Source organism: Psychrobacter sp. SZ93C1, assembly GCF_015864635.1.
GTDB classification, from domain to species: domain Bacteria; phylum Pseudomonadota; class Gammaproteobacteria; order Pseudomonadales; family Moraxellaceae; genus Psychrobacter; species Psychrobacter fozii.
This window is the reverse complement of the sequence record NZ_JADYWY010000005.1, coordinates 70,141-87,690: the sequence shown is the minus strand read 5'-3', so window position 1 is coordinate 87,690 and position 17,550 is coordinate 70,141. Positions and strand designations below refer to the sequence as shown.

12 protein-coding genes and 1 tRNA gene are annotated in these 17,550 nt (G+C 42.6%); 4 read left to right on the top strand and 9 right to left on the bottom strand.

Annotation, left to right across the window (positions count from 1 at the left end; translation table 11 throughout):
• Positions 1–43: 43 nt before the first annotated feature.
• Both I6E83_RS08120 and I6E83_RS08115 read right to left on the bottom strand, forming a co-directional pair.
• Positions 44–4,507, bottom strand: a complete 4,464-nt coding sequence (locus I6E83_RS08120) for a UvrD-helicase domain-containing protein (protein WP_197101041.1) — start codon at positions 4,505–4,507, stop codon at positions 44–46.
• Between the two features lie 76 nt (positions 4,508–4,583).
• On the bottom strand, positions 4,584–9,065 hold the full coding sequence (locus tag I6E83_RS08115) for an exodeoxyribonuclease V subunit gamma (protein ID WP_197101040.1): 4,482 nt from the start codon (positions 9,063–9,065) through the stop codon (positions 4,584–4,586).
• A 443-nt stretch (positions 9,066–9,508) separates the two neighbouring features.
• Here I6E83_RS08115 and I6E83_RS08110 point away from each other — a divergent pair, with 443 nt between their 5' ends.
• The 4 genes from I6E83_RS08110 to I6E83_RS08095 all read left to right on the top strand — a co-directional run bounded on the left by I6E83_RS08110 (position 9,509) and on the right by I6E83_RS08095 (position 12,453).
• A complete protein-coding gene (locus tag I6E83_RS08110) occupies positions 9,509–10,036 on the top strand; it encodes a hypothetical protein (RefSeq protein ID WP_197101039.1) in 528 nt (175 codons plus the stop codon).
• Between the two features lie 72 nt (positions 10,037–10,108).
• Positions 10,109–10,918 (top strand): hypothetical protein, encoded by an 810-nt coding sequence (locus I6E83_RS08105; protein WP_197101037.1) that lies wholly within the window; start codon positions 10,109–10,111, stop codon positions 10,916–10,918.
• A 73-nt stretch (positions 10,919–10,991) separates the two neighbouring features.
• A tRNA-Arg gene (locus tag I6E83_RS08100) sits at positions 10,992–11,067 on the top strand.
• A gap of 174 nt (positions 11,068–11,241) precedes the next feature.
• On the top strand, positions 11,242–12,453 hold the full coding sequence (locus I6E83_RS08095; protein ID WP_197101034.1) for a tyrosine-type recombinase/integrase: 1,212 nt from the start codon (positions 11,242–11,244) through the stop codon (positions 12,451–12,453).
• Between the two features lie 353 nt (positions 12,454–12,806).
• Here the strand turns inward: I6E83_RS08095 and I6E83_RS08090 are convergent, their stop codons facing one another.
• Genes I6E83_RS08090 through I6E83_RS08060 form a run of 7 tightly spaced genes read right to left on the bottom strand, consistent with a single transcriptional unit; the run spans position 12,807 to position 17,546 of the window.
• A complete protein-coding gene (locus I6E83_RS08090) occupies positions 12,807–13,301 on the bottom strand; it encodes a glycoside hydrolase family 108 protein (protein WP_197101033.1) in 495 nt (164 codons plus the stop codon).
• A 36-nt stretch (positions 13,302–13,337) separates the two neighbouring features.
• A complete protein-coding gene (locus I6E83_RS08085; protein WP_197101032.1) occupies positions 13,338–13,694 on the bottom strand; it encodes a hypothetical protein in 357 nt (118 codons plus the stop codon).
• On the bottom strand, positions 13,672–14,190 hold the full coding sequence (locus I6E83_RS08080) for a hypothetical protein (protein ID WP_197101030.1): 519 nt from the start codon (positions 14,188–14,190) through the stop codon (positions 13,672–13,674). The genes I6E83_RS08085 and I6E83_RS08080 overlap by 23 nt, the downstream gene beginning before the upstream one ends.
• A gap of 47 nt (positions 14,191–14,237) precedes the next feature.
• The gene (locus tag I6E83_RS08075) at positions 14,238–14,690 is read right to left on the bottom strand and encodes an enoyl-CoA hydratase (protein ID WP_197101029.1); all 453 of its coding nucleotides are present in this window, start codon (positions 14,688–14,690) and stop codon (positions 14,238–14,240) included.
• Positions 14,687–15,232 (bottom strand): DUF4376 domain-containing protein, encoded by a 546-nt coding sequence (locus I6E83_RS08070; RefSeq protein ID WP_197101028.1) that lies wholly within the window; start codon positions 15,230–15,232, stop codon positions 14,687–14,689. The genes I6E83_RS08075 and I6E83_RS08070 overlap by 4 nt, the downstream gene beginning before the upstream one ends.
• Positions 15,229–15,870 carry a hypothetical protein gene (locus I6E83_RS08065; protein ID WP_197101027.1) on the bottom strand — a complete coding sequence of 214 codons (642 nt, stop codon included), beginning with the start codon at positions 15,868–15,870 and terminating at the stop codon, positions 15,229–15,231. Before I6E83_RS08065 ends, I6E83_RS08070 begins: the two co-directional genes overlap by 4 nt.
• A complete protein-coding gene (locus I6E83_RS08060; protein WP_197101026.1) occupies positions 15,867–17,546 on the bottom strand; it encodes a hypothetical protein in 1,680 nt (559 codons plus the stop codon). Before I6E83_RS08060 ends, I6E83_RS08065 begins: the two co-directional genes overlap by 4 nt.
• Between the last annotated feature and the right edge of the window lie 4 nt (positions 17,547–17,550).

Sequence of the window (17,550 nt, the reverse complement as noted above, 5' to 3'; positions counted from 1 at the left end):
TGTTATAACAATGTTTGCCCATTTAATTATCATATTAAGTTTATTAATCTGGCGTGCCAAATAGTGCGTCTAAACCTTTGATAAATTCGATGGGAATATCCCAAGTGACCAATCCATAGCAGTTATGATTCTCTAAATTGTTACTGCTAGGCTTATTATTATCTTGAGATATAGTGTCAGCGATTTTAGCATTTGGATCATACACACCGCGTAAAAACACGTACTCTACAGCACCTAAATATTTGTCTTCGTTACCCGTATAATCACTGATTCTCATGGCAAGGAACCGATGCAATGCCACTTGATAAATCGCTGCTTGTAGCCAATACCCTGCTTTGGACATTGCTTTCTTGAGCGTATTTTCATTGTAATCGCTTAGGCTATTTCCTAAAAAATTGCTCTTATAGTCGACCACATAATACTTGCCAGCATGCTCATACACTAAGTCAATCTCACCACGCAGATAACGATACAGATGTGCCTTGTTTTGCGGCACTAGAGTGACATGTTTATCTGTCTCATCAGGTAAATACTGTTGAAAAAGCCTACTGATATCCTGGGCTTTGAAGTTCTCTGACAGCCCCATGTTGAACTCTAACTCAGCAAATCGCTTACCTTTATGAAGAGATATCAAAGGTTGATTAGAAGATAGTAATGGCGCATGTAGCACTTCTTCAATCCAATTGATTAACGCCTCATGCTTCGTTGTATCTATTGACTCAAGATCAAACCCATCACTATTTCTTTGTTTGTTGTCTTGTGATCTGCGGCTCTGTTGTTCAGCACTGCTATATATGAGCGGCAACTGATAGCTACTAATGGCTCTATCAATAACCTGAGACCACTGGGCTTTATTAATGAAATCAATCTGTTCAAATATCTCATGCAAAAACGTACCAGCATTGGCGCCTTTTACAAAGGTAAAACGGATATCATCTTCTGACTTGAGGAGGTCTGAAACAGAAGACTCTGTCATATCAATGTCTATCGCATCATCAATACGCTCATCCACTATCGCCATTGCTTGTGTAGATTCATCTAGCTGACGTGCCAAAGCCGTAAAGCTGGTCTTAGCCCAACCATAAAAATAATTGGTTTTCATCACCTCAGAAAATGGCGCGTACTCAATAGCCTCTGTTGTAGGCTTATGAGCACTTGATTTGGTTGCGGCTAGCTGAGCACTGTCATTTACGCCTGCTGAGTTGGCGTAATTATTGTCATAAAACTCATTAACCTTATACCCTCTGAGCATGCCTACGATGCCTTTGAGCCTATCTGGTAGCTCGAACTTTGCTTCTGGCGATTCAAACCAATAAAACACTGGCTTTAGCTCAAACCCTGTCTTGTTACTCGGATCTCGCAGCACCACATAAAGCTGCTCACTGGCCCGAGTAAATGCCACATAACCAAGCCGTCTTATCTCATCAAAACCTTCTTGTGTTTCGATATCCGTATAGTAACCCTCAACCGTGGCAGAGCCTTGCAATGGTGAGAAGCGGCGCTGATTTCCTGTTGATTGACTGTCTATCGACTGCTGTACTAACGCTGAGGGCGCTTGTTGCGCGTTATATAGATACAGCCCATAGTCTTCCTTATTCCCAGACTTTCTACTGGCATCACCCATTCCCAATACATAGACAATAGGGAACTCAAGCCCTTTTGACTTATGAATGGTCATCAGTTGCACGCCAGACTCTGTCGGTAGCGGATATTGCTTAGCCCAATCACTGTTGGGCGCTGCATCTATATGCTGCCTGAACCACGCCAGTAGCTCATGCTCACCCATACCTAGACCATACTGCGCCAAGATATCCATCACATGACGCAAGTCCATGATATGGCGATCGCCTTCTGGATGAGCAGCTAGGGCTTGCCAAACGCCTTGCGGCTGCACAGGGCTTTTATCTAATAAATAATGTAGCGCCGATAAGATGCCAAAGTGCTGCCAACGCTGTGCCCCTTCTTTTAGATAGGTAATAAAGTCTTGATAGCTTTTTTTAGTATCAGTAGCTTCATTAGTTGAGAGATTTTTCAAATTAGAACTGTTTGAATGGGCGCTTGACTTACTGCTACCCTCGGTAATGCCTGACTCATGATCCCTCATCATGGCTTTGATATTTTTGATACTCAGTCCATATAGGTGACTGGTCAACACCCGATTAATCATGTCATGACGATACGGATATAGCATAGCACTCAACAATGCTGCCACATCTTCTGCCATGATAGTCTCAAAGATGCTGACATCACTGGTCGTCAAGGTCGGCACATTAAGTTTTACCAGCTCATCTTCAACGCGTTTCAGATCTTTTTTGGCACGTGCCAGCACCCCAATATCACTCGGCTGAATCGGCTTACCTTTAAGTGTCTGACCACTATTAAGCAAAGTGGCTATATGGCGAGCTGTTATTTCATGTTCATCGTAATCAAACTCTTTGTCCTTGTCATAAGGCAGATGCAATAAGCTCACGGACTGAGCAGAAAGCACCTCTGTCACCAGTACATCATCTAGACTATTTGACTCATTAAACCAAGACAGCTCATATTCCGGTTTTGCCGCTTTGATATGTTGGTAGTGAATACCAGTGCCCAACTGCGACAGCTTATTCTCAGCAGTTGTTGCATCAGCCATGCCAAACCAGCAGTTCAATGCGTTAATCACACCCGCATTCGAACGGCGGTTGATATCAAGCGTCCAAAGGGCACTTTTATCAAATTGGGCTTTCATGTAGTTATAGTTGGCCACATCGCCACCACGAAACCCATAAATAGCCTGCTTGGGATCACCAACCAATAGCAGAAACTCATGATTGGCTTTTTTAGTGGTTGCCTGCTTGTCACTGTCCGACTGTTTACGCTTATTCTTTGGTAAATAAATACTTTCAATCATAATGGCTTGCTCGCCATTGATATCTTGTGACTCATCAATCAATGCCACAGGATAGTGATGACGAATATAACGCGCCAGCTTATCTCCTTGGCGACCAGTTAGCGCTTGGTTTAAGCGTACCATTTGTAGACTAAAAGTCGTCTCGCCGCGCTCTTCTAAAATAACTGGCAGCCTATTACGCACAGCCAGCACAATATGACGGTTAAGATTGGCCAATACTAACAAAATATGCTGATTTAGACTGTTAAGCATGTCTAAGAGAGCCATTAACTTGCTAATAGTCTCTAACTCAAAAAGCGTCTGATGCTCTTTTTCTTTATTCTTATTAAAGTTCTTAATTTTGCCATCTTCATCTGGATATCTGGCATCTTGCAATGATGTCAAAATCTTATTCTCGCTCTCATTTAAATAGCTATTAAATGTCAGCTGATACTTCGATATCTTTTGGTGCACCTCAATAATGGCATCAAACTGTTTGGTTAAATTAGAACCACCACGAAATCCTTGAGACTTTCTATAATCAGGATTTAAATAAGGCTGGATATCGGCTAAATCTAACTGAGAAAACTCATTGATTAACTTTTCATATGTATCAAAGTCAAAGCTTTTCTCATGCCTTATCTCATCAATTGGCGCAGAGATAAAGTTGAGCGAGCGAGTCACATATTTCTTATGATCACCCACTGCAGTCAGCTTACCTTGCTGATCCATTAGCGCATAGAGTTTGGGCTGCTCATAATACAAACGGCTTTGAAACTGACGCAGCTCATCATGGATAATACTGTCAGTCACCTGCTCAATACTGCTGTCTTCAATAATCCCCATACCCTGCTGGTGACCAGTTTCGCTACTGTACTCCGTCAACCATTTTTGCGCCAAGCTATCAAGTGTGCCTACGAATAGCTTATCCAATGTGGTGAGTACCAGTGCCGTACGCCTGATAGCTTCCGCCATGGGGTAACTGTACACGTGATCGAGCAAATAACCGACGAGATGCAAGTTAATAGGATCTTGCATAATGCCATCTAAACGCACATATTTGGCCTGATTGACCAGCCAATCTTCACGGTCTTTCTTTGCCTGTTTACGTTTCTCTGCCGCCGCTTGCTTATCAGCAGCAAGGTCTTGATTTAAATCGTCAATACCTGTCTCAACGTTTGCGTCTACGTCTGAATTACTGCCTGCTTGTGCATCTTTATTACCCTCAGGCATGACTTGTAGTATGTTGGGATAGAGACTCTCTTTATTGCTAGTATCAGCACTTAGGCTATTGACCCATTGTAATAGCTGATAAAAATCTACCAAACGATCATGGATACGCTGACGCATTTCGGCAGCGGCAGCTCGAGTAAAAGTCGTGGCTATGATTTGCTCTGGTGCACGTCTCGCTTCGATCAGTAGGCGCAGTACAATACCGGTCAACGTCCAAGTTTTGCCAGTACCAGCTGAGGCTTCAATTAGGTGCTTGCCCGTTAGGTCAACATCGACTGCTGGTATGACATCGGCTTTACGTTCAGGTATAGCAGACAAACAAGGCAGCTCATCTGAATACTCATCGAATAAATTCGGTTGTGTAGACAAGTCAATGATATTGGTTTGGTCAGTAAAGTCTGTCATATGGGCGCATACTTTTAATTATTATTTATTAGAACAAAATAGCAAAAATTAATTAGGGGCTGCTTTAGATAATGAGCTAACCATCTAAGTTAGTTAACGCATTAAACATCGGCTCATACAGTGGCTGAGCTAATGTAGTCAACGCTGCTGACAAAGCCTTAAACGCATCTTGGTCACGCAGTACGTATTGCCAAATGGCATGCTGCGAGCAAGTATCGTATACCGTATCTGAGTTGTAGTTAGGTCTTAACCAGTCGGAGAAGTCGGCACGTTTTGGCCAATAGCTATTACCGCCACCTTCTTCAGGCTTTAGATACTTATCAAGGTAATTGAGTGCATATTCTGGTAATAATGTAATAGGTACTTGACCCGTTAACTTGCCAAAAACTGCCCATTTTATCAGCTCAATTACAGCGTCTTCATAGACAATTGGGCTTAGTTTAAATGCGATTACATCTTTATAGTTACCAACTTGTGAGCTAGCCTTATTGAAGCGCCAAATACTCACGCCATCATTTAATACCACTTGTTCGGCAGTGGTACGTCTGGCCACTTGCCAATACAAATGTGACAACCAAAACTTGAGTAAATGCCTGGGACTGGCAGAATTGGGCAGTATATTTAACCATTGCTTGGGTGATTGCTGAGCATAATGCACGCCCGCCTGAATAATTGATATGGGTGCTAATATAGGTACTGAGCCTTTGATCTTAATAACTTTCGGCAACAGCTTAAGCAGTGCTTCTACACCCTCTATATACGTCTGATTGCCTGACTCGTTATCAGTATTGTTCAGTATATTTTTTAGCTCTATCTGAACCGGATGCTCGGCAGTTGGCGTCAGTAGCTGTAATACTGTAGCGACATCTGCTCCACTCTCGTTGAGAATACTGCTCTCATCAAAGCCATTAGCCATTAATTGCTCTTTGAATTCCAAGCATTTCTGTTGTAGTTTTTTTTGTTGATTGGGTAATGTAGTTTGGCGAGCGACACCAGCGGGCATAATTTTTTGATACATCAGGATTGGCGTAGTGGTTTCATCCGCTGCATTACTATCATCCTTCTTATTCTCATCAGTAACCAACTGTTTAATCAAATGATCTTTGATTTGATAGGTAGTCAGACTGTCCAAGAATAGCGGCTCTTGCTGCGACAGTGCTTCTTCACCTTGCACCACATGTACCTTCTGAGACCGTAAAAATGCTTTGGCAGGATGGCGTACTTGGTAAGCCAACACCCCTTCAATATCTATCTCACTAACATTAAATATGCTATCAGATAACGCCTCTGTTATGTTATTGACATTGCTAGCATCAACAGCTGTATCTAGCGCCAACAATTCAGCCAATGCAGACAAGGTTTGATTATCTACTTGACCTAGCTGACCCAAGCCTTGACCAAGCACCTGAGCGATTGACTCATACTGTACTTTTGTAGGTAAGCCGACCAGTTGCATAGGCTCACTAGATACTCGCCCCTTCAATGTATCAAACACCGCTTGCCAAAGCGGCGCAGGTGGAAACTGTTTTTTCTGAGCCAGTTTGGTTTTGCGCATGGCTGTATTTAATAGAGTATCCAGCTCGTCAATCATATCGACAGGGCTGGAATCCTGAGCATTGATAGTAATATTGGCATTAGCATTGTCATCAATATCAGGAGGAACTTGCTCAAAAACATCAGCGCCTTCAATTTCTGTCTCAAACAGGCTCTCATGGAAAGGCAGTGCAGGATGCTCAGTTACTAACCACTGCTTAATCAATTTAGGCAAATAGCGTTTGAGACTTTCGGTAGTGGGATCAATATCCTTAGGTAATGTCTCCAGCGAGTTCACCTGCCATTGCACCTCACCTTGTAGGAATTGCAATAGCTCGCTCACTGGGTTGGCAGGCAGATGCTCATGAGTGTCCGTCAAGCTTTGACCGTTATAGAACATCCAGCAAGCACTGCGCGCACATAGTAGTGCATCTAAAAATGCACCATTGTCATCATCTTCACTAACTCTATCACCACGGCGTGCATTGGTCGCTTTCATCAAATCATAGCGGTTATCACGGTCACGCCCTGGGAACTCAGAGAGATCCATATTGAGCATCACTACCAACTCAAACGGCACGTTTCTTAGTGCACCAAATCGACCAAAGGTAATCACACCTGTCGGTTCCGCACTGACTTGCTGACTTTCAAGCTCGTTTTCGATACTGTCTAGCATAAAGCTCAGCTTGAGCGGCAACTGCTCCACACCTGCCAGCCTCTGCTCCACTTCTCTGTTGTCGACATCACCACTAGCGTACTGCCTATAGTGACGATTGGCTCGCAGACTTGATTTAAAGCCATTCATCGCGTTGTAGATGGCGCGCATGGTACGCGTTTGGTCCACATCGCCAAAGTAGCGATGGATAACTTGTGTCTCAATCTGATCGAGCCAATCTTCCGCTTTCATTTTTTGTGTATGGTCATCACGACGTGCAACCAAGCCGGTATAAATGCGGCAAAGCGCTTCAACAATCAGCGCATCATTTAGGCTCACTTGTGGTAACGGCAAGGTCATTTCTGGCAATGCAGTACTTGGCCACTCATCTTCATTTAGAGCATATAAGCAGTCGCTCAACTCAGCCTCTGGCATGACCAGACCTAGGGTCAATCTGTCTAGTGCTTGTGCAAAGCTAAAGCGATAGTCATAGTCATTACTATCCAAAGTTTGCTTAAGATGTAGCTCGTCAAAACCACGGATAAAGCCCGCCTCTACCAACAAATCACAGCCACGGCTCATCTGCTCATGAGTCAGTCCAAAGCTTTCAAATAAAGGCGGTAACATGAGCCAGTCTAAGACTTCAGCTGCTTCAAAACGAGCACTATGACTACCCAATAGCTTGTAAAAACCGATAATCGCTTCCCACAACTGGCGAATATCGGCATCAACAACACCAGTCACTTTAGCAGGCAAAGTCAAACCGTCTTGACCCTTACCATTAACGAAAATAGAGCCAATCAGTGCATGATGCCGTTCAACATCGGGTAGCAGCACAACAATGTCAGATATATGACGTTTCTTTTCACCCAGTTTGATAGGTTCGTTCAACCAACGGCCAATCATAATACGCAACACTTCAAGCTGGCGCTGCAAACTATGACACGAATGAATGCTTAGGCTATTATCTTGCGAAGAGATTGCCCAAAAGCGGTCTTTCTCAAAGCGCTTATTCTCTAACGCTTCATCTTCATACCAGGCCGTTTCTGGCTTTTCTTCATCAAAGCTTGGCTCTAGTTGCTTACTTACCGCTTGCGAGACTGTAGCGGCCGTTGCTTGCTGGGTCGATTGCTCATCCAGCATCAGCACATCGTTCTGCAAACGCTTTAACAAACTTGGACTATTCTGAGCGCTACTAGTATCATCGATGTACTCAGCAGCAACCCCATTATTAGAACCAATGCTCAGCGTCTCATCAAAGTTATCTTGCCATTCAACCAGCGCATCGTCGTACTGCTCATTACCAGACAAGTTGGCAAGCATGGCAAACGCATCGCGCGACTGCTTGCCTAAACGTGATAGCAAACTGTGACCATAATCACGCAAAAACACGCTTTCAGGATTAATAATCTGCTGACGCTGTAACCACGATTTATCGACGATATCCGCCCAAAACAGCTTTGATGGATTGTAATGCAATAGCGTGATATTCATGTATTGCGACAAGCGCTGTAGGAAGTCTAGCTCGGTCTGTGGCAGTTGCTGGATGGTAAATATACGCAGTACTTTGGGCAACTGATCGCGCTCATTCGCCTTGTTACCTTTTAAAGCCGACCAGAACGCACGCTCCAGTGCCACACGGTGTAGATGAACATCAGCAAATAAATGCGCCCACAAGAATCGTTGGGCAATTTCCAACTCAACATAATGCTCGACCAACCACTCAGGCGTGCCACGCGCATATTTATCAAAGCGCAGTGACAGTGCATCTTTATCTGCTATCAACTCATCTACATCCAGCGGCTCGTTGTGCGACCATAGCGCCAACCAATCCTCACGGTGGGTCAAGTAGCGGTTAAACACCCTCGCCAAATCGCTTGCCAACTGCCAAATACGGGCATCTTGTTGCGCTTTATCCTGTTGTAAGCTGTCTTGTTGAGCACTTGCCTGTGGGTCATCAATCAAAGATGCCAGTAATGGATAAACCGGATGTTTTTCATCTGCAACAATCGACTCTTGATAGTAAGTCAAATACCCAAACAGTCGCCATTGCATTACCGTTGGTGACAACACCGCCACTTCCGGCACGTTTAGAGTTGTCGCTTCAGGGTTTTGCGCCAGTAAGTACGCATTATGGCGAGTCAATACATCTTGCATCAGCGTCCATTGATACTGACCCCAGAACTTAGTACGCACCAACGTACTAATACCAGCACGGCTGGCAATCGTCTTGTCCAACCAATCGCCCAATACCATTGAGGGCACAATGACAATAAAAGGCTCAAAAACAGGCTGACCCTTGGACTGGTATTGTATAAGCAGTTGATCTACAAGGTTTTCGGTGCGGTGCGATTGAATAATGGTAAACATAGACACTAATCTGATTGGAAGTATGGAAGCGCAAAACGAACGAATCTTGCTTGAAGGTCTTGAGGTATCTATCGTTTTAGCAAAAATTTAGCTAAAATAAACTTGTTATAATAGGGTCTGTTGAACAACACTGGTGAATCTATATTTCGTAGTCGTGGTCAACATTTGCTTCTGCTAACATTGCAGTTTTATATAGCATGAAAATAACGACAACTATCAATGATTATTGAGTCATAGAAATGATGGAAATACGCTGATGATCAGTGTGCCATTGATAGCTATAGTTTACTAGTATATATGCTATCAGTACAATTGTTCACGACATTTAGTGTCGTTTCCCGTCGAATTGTGAAGATCAAAAAAGACTATCGTCGTTTTTGTTAAAATAGCTGTTATAGTTTATGTACCCTCAACCTTTTTTATCAGCGGGATAACGAAATATTATGCCCTTGCGTCCTATTGATGCCATTTTTGTTCACCCTAAGCGACGTTTGTACGTCGTTTACTATCGCGGTGAACTGTGGCAATTGCCACGTATGAAAATTGATGATAGATCGTGGCAAAACAGACAACCTTATACTGATGACAGTAAATCGCTCTATCTCAGTATCCATCAAGCCATTAGCGACCCTATACTGGCACAAAAGCTTCGCACATTAAACTTGCCAGTTGCTGTGCGCGGGAGTACGTTACCACGCTTTGAAGCATGGTGGGAAGCACATGGATTTAAATGGCTGACAGAAAAACTTACCTCCGGCGAGTCGCCTTTGGCTGCGCACCAAACAATGCCCGCGAGAACAACTAACGATCAACCTGCTTTGCCTTCAAACTCCCCTCCTATCCCATCAAATACAGAGAATCAGCTAAGTAGCGACAATAATGAGCAAAAAACAACGCTACCGTTAGAAACAGATGTTTTCGCAGACATGCTCGCAGATTTAGCAGATGAGGTATTGCACCAAAAGATCTAAAATATATTATAAATCCATCACAACTTTTTATGTAAACCCAACGTAAAACAATTAAAAAAAGAGCAGTCATACATGAAAGACTACAAACTGCTGCTAGCTGGGCTGGTTTTAATACTACTCGTCATCTTCATTGCAATATTTGCTTGGTTGTATACCAGTAACCGTAAAAATACAGATCCTTTGCCAATCATGGCAAACAAAAATGCATCGACAGCTACCACTACTCAAGATGATGCAAATTCACTGAATGATAGTGCTGTATACTTGCAAGCGGAAAAAAGTCTACAGATACCTTTAGACGATATCATTGCTAGATTCGAGTCTCGATATCCCCACATACAGGTAGTGGCAAACTACGTCCCTGCAAGTGACATCCTAACTTTATCAGATAACGACACTAGCAAGCCGTCAAAATTTGTATTTGATGTCGATATGATTATCGCTAATGATAGGTTATCGACAGAAAGACTCGCACCGTTACAAGCAGAGCTTAAAGCTGCTCAAGATAAAATCAAGCAAAGTAATACCCTTACCGACAGTGCAGATGAGCCCAGTAAAGAAAATCTATTTAGTCATGAAGATGAGGAAGATACTGATGGTAATATCAATATAGAAGCACGTACTCTGAATTCTTTTAGCTATGCGTTAAAAGATGAGCAAACGCTTGAAGGGGTTATTTTGACAGATAACACGGCTGCTATTACGTTCCGCAACTTTTTACTCTCAAGCACAGGACAAGATATCTTAAAAGAATACGATTATTATAATATCGAGGGTTATAAAAACAGCGTCAATGATCTATTTAATCCAACATCACGTACACAACAAGTATCGGAAACTGGATCAACCAATGTCGCTGATGCCCTTAGCAATGGTGAATGAGCATAAATTGTCTTTTTTTATATTTTGTTGATTGCTTTTATGACTGCTTTTTCCTACAATGTCACTCCATAATGCGCCTATAGCTCAACAGGATAGAGCAGTTGCCTCCTAAGCGATCGATCCGAGTTCGAGTCTTGGTGGGCGCACCAATAAATATTATCATAATTTATCATATAACCCCATAGCCTATACGCTGTGGGGTTTTTTGATGCCTTAACATATCACATCATAACTTTATATAACTTACGATACCTTTGCATAACAGCATTTTAGAGGTATTCTAGCAGGTATCTACAAATACCTTTAAACAGGATACCTTTAAAATGGCCAAAACCATCAAGGCTTTGACTGATACGCAAGTCAAGCAAGCGAAGATACAAGACAAGGCTTACAAGCTTGCAGATGGTAGCGGCATGTATCTGTATATCACAAAGCTAGGTGCTAAATCTTGGCGTATGAATTACGTTAGACCAATAACCAAAAAGCACGCGACTATGACGCTAGGGCTTTACCCTGATGTTACCTTGGCACAAGCAAGGCAACAGCGATCGGAAATACGCGCGCTATTGGCGCAAGGTATCGATCCACAGCAGCAGAAAATTGATGATAAACGTGAGCAAGAGCTACTGTCTAATAATACGTTTGCAGCAATAGCAGAGGACTACATGAGCCGTAAGCGCAATGTAAGCCCTGCCACTATCACAAATAACAATAGACAGCTTAAACGTCTGAATAAGCACATTGGTGAAATACCTATCACTGATATCAAGCCGATTGACGTATTGAAGGCATGTAGAACCGCAGAGGTGCAAGGGTATTATGAGACAGCAATTAAGATGCGAACTATTGCGGGCCAAGTGTTTAGGTATGGTGTGCAGACTGCCAGATGTGAGCGTGATATAACTCAAGACTTAATAGGAGCATTACAGGCTCCAACAACAAAGCACCACCCTACTATTATTGATCCAAAAGAATTAGGAATTTTGCTGAACGCCATTGATACTTATGAGGGTAGCTTTGAAGTACGCACAGCCATCAAATTAATGCCGATGCTATTTGTGCGCGCTGGCGAGTTACGTTATGCGCTATGGGATGACTTCGATCTTGATGAAGGGACTTGGACTTTTACACCTCGTAAAACTCAAAGACGAACTGGTCTATCCTTAATAGTGCCATTGCCGGCACAAGCCATTGAGATAATACGTGAGCTATCACTACACGCTCGCAGTAAATATCTATTCCCTGCTATTCATACAACCGTACAACCAATGAGCGAAAATACAATGAATCAGGCTTTAAAGCGATTGGGGTATGACGGGACCAAGCAGACGATACATGGATTTAGGGCAACTGCTAGAACCCTGATAGTTGAGAAACTAAAATACCTTGAAAACTTGGTTGAAATGCAGTTGGGACATAATGTCAGGGACATGCACGGTCGTGCTTATAATCGTACGATTTTTTTAGATGAGCGTCGTGAAATGATGCAAGCGTGGGCTGATTATCTCGATGAATTAAAAGCAACCATTGATTAATAACTCTTGAATATTAATTAACAATTATTGGGTTTATACGAGTATTATATAATTTGAATCTAAGTTAGATATAGGAAATAAATTGAGTGTTCATTAATCATAAGAGATGTCCAGACTGCGGGGCTAGAATAAAGCATTACTATTGGTATTGTGGAACATGTGATAATCAAAACCTAAACAATTGGGCGATGACAGGATTATTGGTATTGATAGCTCTGACTATTACAGCAGTTGCAGCGCTTTATATAAAAGGACTTCTATGCAATGCTGAGATGTTTCATCCTTTTATGAGCCAATTTGGTGTGATGTGTTAGTTGCAGACACAAAAAAAGAGCCCCGCCGATTGGCAGGGCTCAATTATCGCTAGCTGCAAAGCGTAAGTTACCGGCTACTCGTCTTGCCCACCCTTTCCCAAAACTTAACCAACCACGAATGCTAGTGTAAAACTCTAAACGTTCAGCATTAAATAAGAATACTACATCGTTTTTATCCATTACTGCAACTGCAGCCAATGTACGTGGGCCAATCAAACCATCTGCACTAGCACCAACCGCACGCTGCAAAAATTTGACTGACTGGCGGTTACCGTGATTATAAGCTGCATCTGTAAGCTGCCATGCAATTAAGCGATCCAACTGATCACCTTTCACTGCTTTATAGTATGACTTTTCAGTGATTTCTTTTGCTAGTGATTTGGGTAGCTTACGCATATCATCCCAATAACCATGAGCATTAGCAACTCGCTTAGTGACACCATACATTGTCTCACCACCGGGATCGTTCGGATGATTGACGTAACCGCCTTCGTTGTCCATCAATCTATCAAAAATCATTTCGAACACGTTCATAAATTGTGCCTTATTTTAGACATTAAAAAAGCCCCGTTATGGGGCGTGGTATTTGCATTTCTTTGATACCTTTCGAACCTGCATATATGCGCTATACCTAGTGATTAATAGTAGCGCTAGCATCCAAGCAACGAAGCCTAAAAACCTTGCTAGCGTATAACCCCAGTGGCCTTGATAGCCGACTGTGTGCAATGGCGGGTATGATGTAATAGCTGATATTGCTAAGAAGCCATAAACCGCCCAACTTAGCGCACCTGCACACACTAAAGCTAGTTCGAGTATGGGCGTATAAACTCCGTTGTCCACGACTCGCATACGTGTCAACATGACAAACAAACCTAGGACAACAGCGCATACCGCCATCGTTAAATCAAGATAGATTGGCGCTATCATCGCTGCCTCCTTTTTTGTAAGCTGTGTCAATTTGAAAGTCGTCATCTACTGACGTGTCCAATCCAGTGCGACTACGTACCGCTTGATTGAGTGTTTTATTTATACGCTTTTGATTGCTGATCCAAACCATCGTACCTGCCACCAATGGCGCACTAAATAGACCTGCCAATAGTGCAAAAAGTGGCAAAGCGCCTGATTGCGCTTCATTGAATGTATTTACCGCCAGGCTTAATGCAACACCCATAAACACACCGATTAATGCTTTTGCTAGGCTTGGATAATAGAAACTCTTATCAATTTCGGGTATTTTGACAAAAGCAGCACATAGACCACCTGCTGTAGCAAAAACCCAAACGCCTGCCCAACTCAGTAGAAAAGGCGCTGGCAATACACCTGCATCAATAATGCGGTCAGTAGCCCATGCGCTAATCGGGTACGATGCAGCTAGAGCAGCTATGCAAGCCCACCATAGCTGCCAAAACTTAATTTTAAGCATCTAGCCCCCTAATTTTAGATAATAAAAAACCGCCAATATGGCGGCTCTTATAATTTGCTGACTAATCGATAAAGCGAGATAGGTGATAGCTTATTTGGCTGCTGAAATCCTAAAGCTGCACCACACCATTCCGAACAAAACCATTTGTCTTTATCGTGGATGTTGCCGACGACTGGTGATAGCAGGCCAATGACATCGTAACCCATGCCTTTTGTCTTAGCGTAAAAGTCCATCACGCCTCGCTCGGTGATTAGGGGCGATATATCAACCAAATCCCACGTATTAGAAGGTAACGCCATGCGCTTAACACGTACACCACCATCACGCTTTGATGAGCTATAGCAGCGGTATTGACCTGCACTTTCGATTGCTATTTCACAGTGCGAATAACGCCCCAATGTGACGACTTTTGTCAGCGTGTCAAATGCTCGATACCAAAAGGTTTGCAGGCTCTCAATCTTGCGGTCTTTATAGTAAAACGCTAGATAAACTTTACTCATGTTGCCCATCCTGTCGAATAGTCGTAATCAAGCGGATTGTCAGATTGCATCATCATATATTTATGGTATTCAGCGCGAGCATAAACACTCTGAGTATTAACAATCATCTCTATCTGTAGCTCCCGAAAAATAGCTTCTGTTAGTTCAATGAAGTCACCTTCCATTGTTTTCCAGTTCATGGGTTGAAACATACCAAGACTGATAGCTGTACCAATCTGTGCATACTGGATAGAGGAAGTTTCATCAGTGTGTAAATACTTATCGACGCTTAGCACATAGACACCACCTGTCATTTTATCTTGACGTAATGATTTTATGTTCTCCCAAACTTGTAACTGCTCACGCTCTTTTTTAGCAGCAACTAGCGCGTCATCGACAATAATGCTGTCTGTCTCAGCATCATAAGTTAGTGTGCCGTCATTGTTTTGGTGGAATAAGACTTCGTTGTCAGTCATTAAAACCATTTGGTCAGTGATAAACTCATCTTGTGAGCCGTCAGACTCAAAAGCAAAAACCTGATTATCTAATTTATAATATTTCACCGCAGTTCCGTCCATGTTGTAAAGCTTGATTGTGATTTATAGGTTGAACCTACTGGCACAATAACCTGCCCTGACGTACCAGCACTAGCGCTTGATGACATAGTAGCAACACCATCTACCAAAAAATCCGACCCCGTGGTTGTTAAGCCAAAGTACACGTAAATCATAATGGGTTTAGCTGTGCTGTTGGTGTATGTAGTGTTTACTACCCTTGAAGCTGTTACGTCTTGCCAAGTTTGTCCCACACCAATAGCTTCAACTCCTACCACGCGACCTAAGGCATTTCTTTCTGCCAAATTTCCTTGCGCTGTTCCAACTTTTCTCGAAGCGGCGTTGTTTGTATCGTTAGAGCGCTTAAAAGTGCCATCGCTTGCTATATGTACGTTTGGCGCATCTAGAGTTGTTGTTGGGTAGATATTCGGTAGGTTGCCTGTTTCACCTTTGTCACCTCTTGGGACTGTCAAAGCAATTTCTCTAGCTTGAGGTGTGCCACCCAATGTCATTTGAGTAGATGTACCTGGTGCATGTTTGACAGGCCTTATACCAGTTTGAATGATAATGATGTGCCACAGCCAAATACTATAAGCGTTGAACTGTTCGATGTAACGATCCTGTTTTTTACTTGGATTACACTTCAAACAACCATTAAAGCTTTCAGCGCCACTTGCCAGCTGCTCAAAGAATTGTTTGCATGCTGTTTTTTTAGTACCATATCACTGCCAATGTATTGCTTGTAATGGCTACTCACAATCTCAGCACCGGTTTGTTGTCGAATTTTATTTTGACTATCAACATCACAATATCGAGTAATAAGGTAAATGGCTTTTCGGTAGGTTTCTTCCAAAACTTTGGTTTCAATACTGATGTAATACAATGGCGAGCTATGCCTAACATCCACACCAGTAATCATATCTGCGTGTAATGGTTCATCGATCTTATTTTTTATGATGATGAATAAGCCTGACTCAATGTGCTGGCTCGTCAATGCTGGCATGCCGATCTGATCTTTAACGTATCTCAACACATCTAAAACTTCATCAGCCGAAACAGATAGTTTGTTTTCGATGACCGATTGCAGCTCTATAGGTAGCGGCATTTTAAAATCACTACCATGACTCTGTCTGTGCTTCAATAAATGGCTTCGACGATTTGGCGTGACGTTAATCATGGTGCTCATACTACCCAGATGTGACTCATTAGAACTGTCATACTTAAGCCACGAACGTAGACTGCGTTCTAGCTGCAACTCATGAATGATATCTGGAATCTTGCGACCACTAAGCAGTGATAGTATAAGAACTGCATATGAATGACGCACCGTATAGCTTGCTGTCAAAAACAGTTTCCATAGCCTGGCAAATACCATTTGATAACCAGTAATACTTAACTGCCTAGTATTAGTAGGAAAACGGAACTGATTGCGCCTAGCATGTAGATAGTTATTTTTGAGCTTCCACTGCTGTAACTCAGATGACTTAGCCACGTATCTGGCTGGCTTGAAACCGTTGTCTACAAGCTGCATCGGGTCACTCTCAGCTAAGTTTTCATCAAAAGCAATATTATTATCTTGATGCGTACCACCAAACGTTATTGCGCAAAACGGCTCGTCATCAACATCGACATACCTTTTTCTAGTATTCGTTTTCTTTTCTTGCTTCGAACTGCTTGCAGAGCGCCTCTTACTTATGAAAGCTTTATCTTCAGCGACCACCTCATAAGCCAACCTGATTTGACCAATTTTACTTGCTAGCTTTTTATTCGTAAGTACTCCTGATTCTTCTCCTACTCGAGTTTCATGCTCGTATGCTCGCAAATGGGTCAGAACTTGCTGTAGCGAACAGTCCTCTAAGTGTAGAGTGATCAGATTATCAATTATCTCACCTTGTGGATTGTTGGGCTTCAGCCCCATTCTAACTCGTACGCCCAATTGATTAACTTTGGGGAAATGCTTATCTTGCCGAGCTGCAATGATAAATATGGCTTGTAGATAACCACTTATAAATCGCCAAGCACTACTACCCACTTTTATCTCGCCATGGACTTGATAGAAAATCGTCAACATATAGGTGACCGCCCATACCTCTATCTTCCCTTCCTTTATAACTTCTTCAACAATATTTTGACATTCAATGGTCGTTAGAGATGTCATTTCGATATTAGACCAACCTTCAATCACGATATGATAATTAGGCATAAAGCTGACAACATGAACAACAAGCTGTTGAATTTTTTGACAATACGGAGAATCAAGTGGTATCAACTTATCTAATACTTGCCTAGCAATACTTTCCTCAAAACGCCTAATATCTAACATAGCT

Bases quoted from the DNA above. Each gene is read 5' to 3' on its own strand.
- I6E83_RS08110 (WP_197101039.1), top strand. From the start codon at position 9,509: ATGCCCTTGCGTCCTATTGATGCCATTTTTGTTCACCCTAAGCGACGT.
- I6E83_RS08080 (WP_197101030.1), bottom strand. From the start codon at position 14,190: ATGCTTAAAATTAAGTTTTGGCAGCTATGGTGGGCTTGCATAGCTGCT.
- I6E83_RS08060 (WP_197101026.1), bottom strand. From the start codon at position 17,546: ATGTTAGATATTAGGCGTTTTGAGGAAAGTATTGCTAGGCAAGTATTA.
- I6E83_RS08085 (WP_197101032.1), bottom strand. From the start codon at position 13,694: ATGATAGCGCCAATCTATCTTGATTTAACGATGGCGGTATGCGCTGTT.
- I6E83_RS08115 (WP_197101040.1), bottom strand. From the start codon at position 9,065: ATGTTTACCATTATTCAATCGCACCGCACCGAAAACCTTGTAGATCAA.
- I6E83_RS08120 (WP_197101041.1), bottom strand. From the start codon at position 4,507: ATGACAGACTTTACTGACCAAACCAATATCATTGACTTGTCTACACAA.
- I6E83_RS08075 (WP_197101029.1), bottom strand. From the start codon at position 14,690: ATGAGTAAAGTTTATCTAGCGTTTTACTATAAAGACCGCAAGATTGAG.
- I6E83_RS08095 (WP_197101034.1), top strand. From the start codon at position 11,242: ATGGCCAAAACCATCAAGGCTTTGACTGATACGCAAGTCAAGCAAGCG.
- I6E83_RS08090 (WP_197101033.1), bottom strand. From the start codon at position 13,301: ATGAACGTGTTCGAAATGATTTTTGATAGATTGATGGACAACGAAGGC.
- I6E83_RS08105 (WP_197101037.1), top strand. From the start codon at position 10,109: ATGAAAGACTACAAACTGCTGCTAGCTGGGCTGGTTTTAATACTACTC.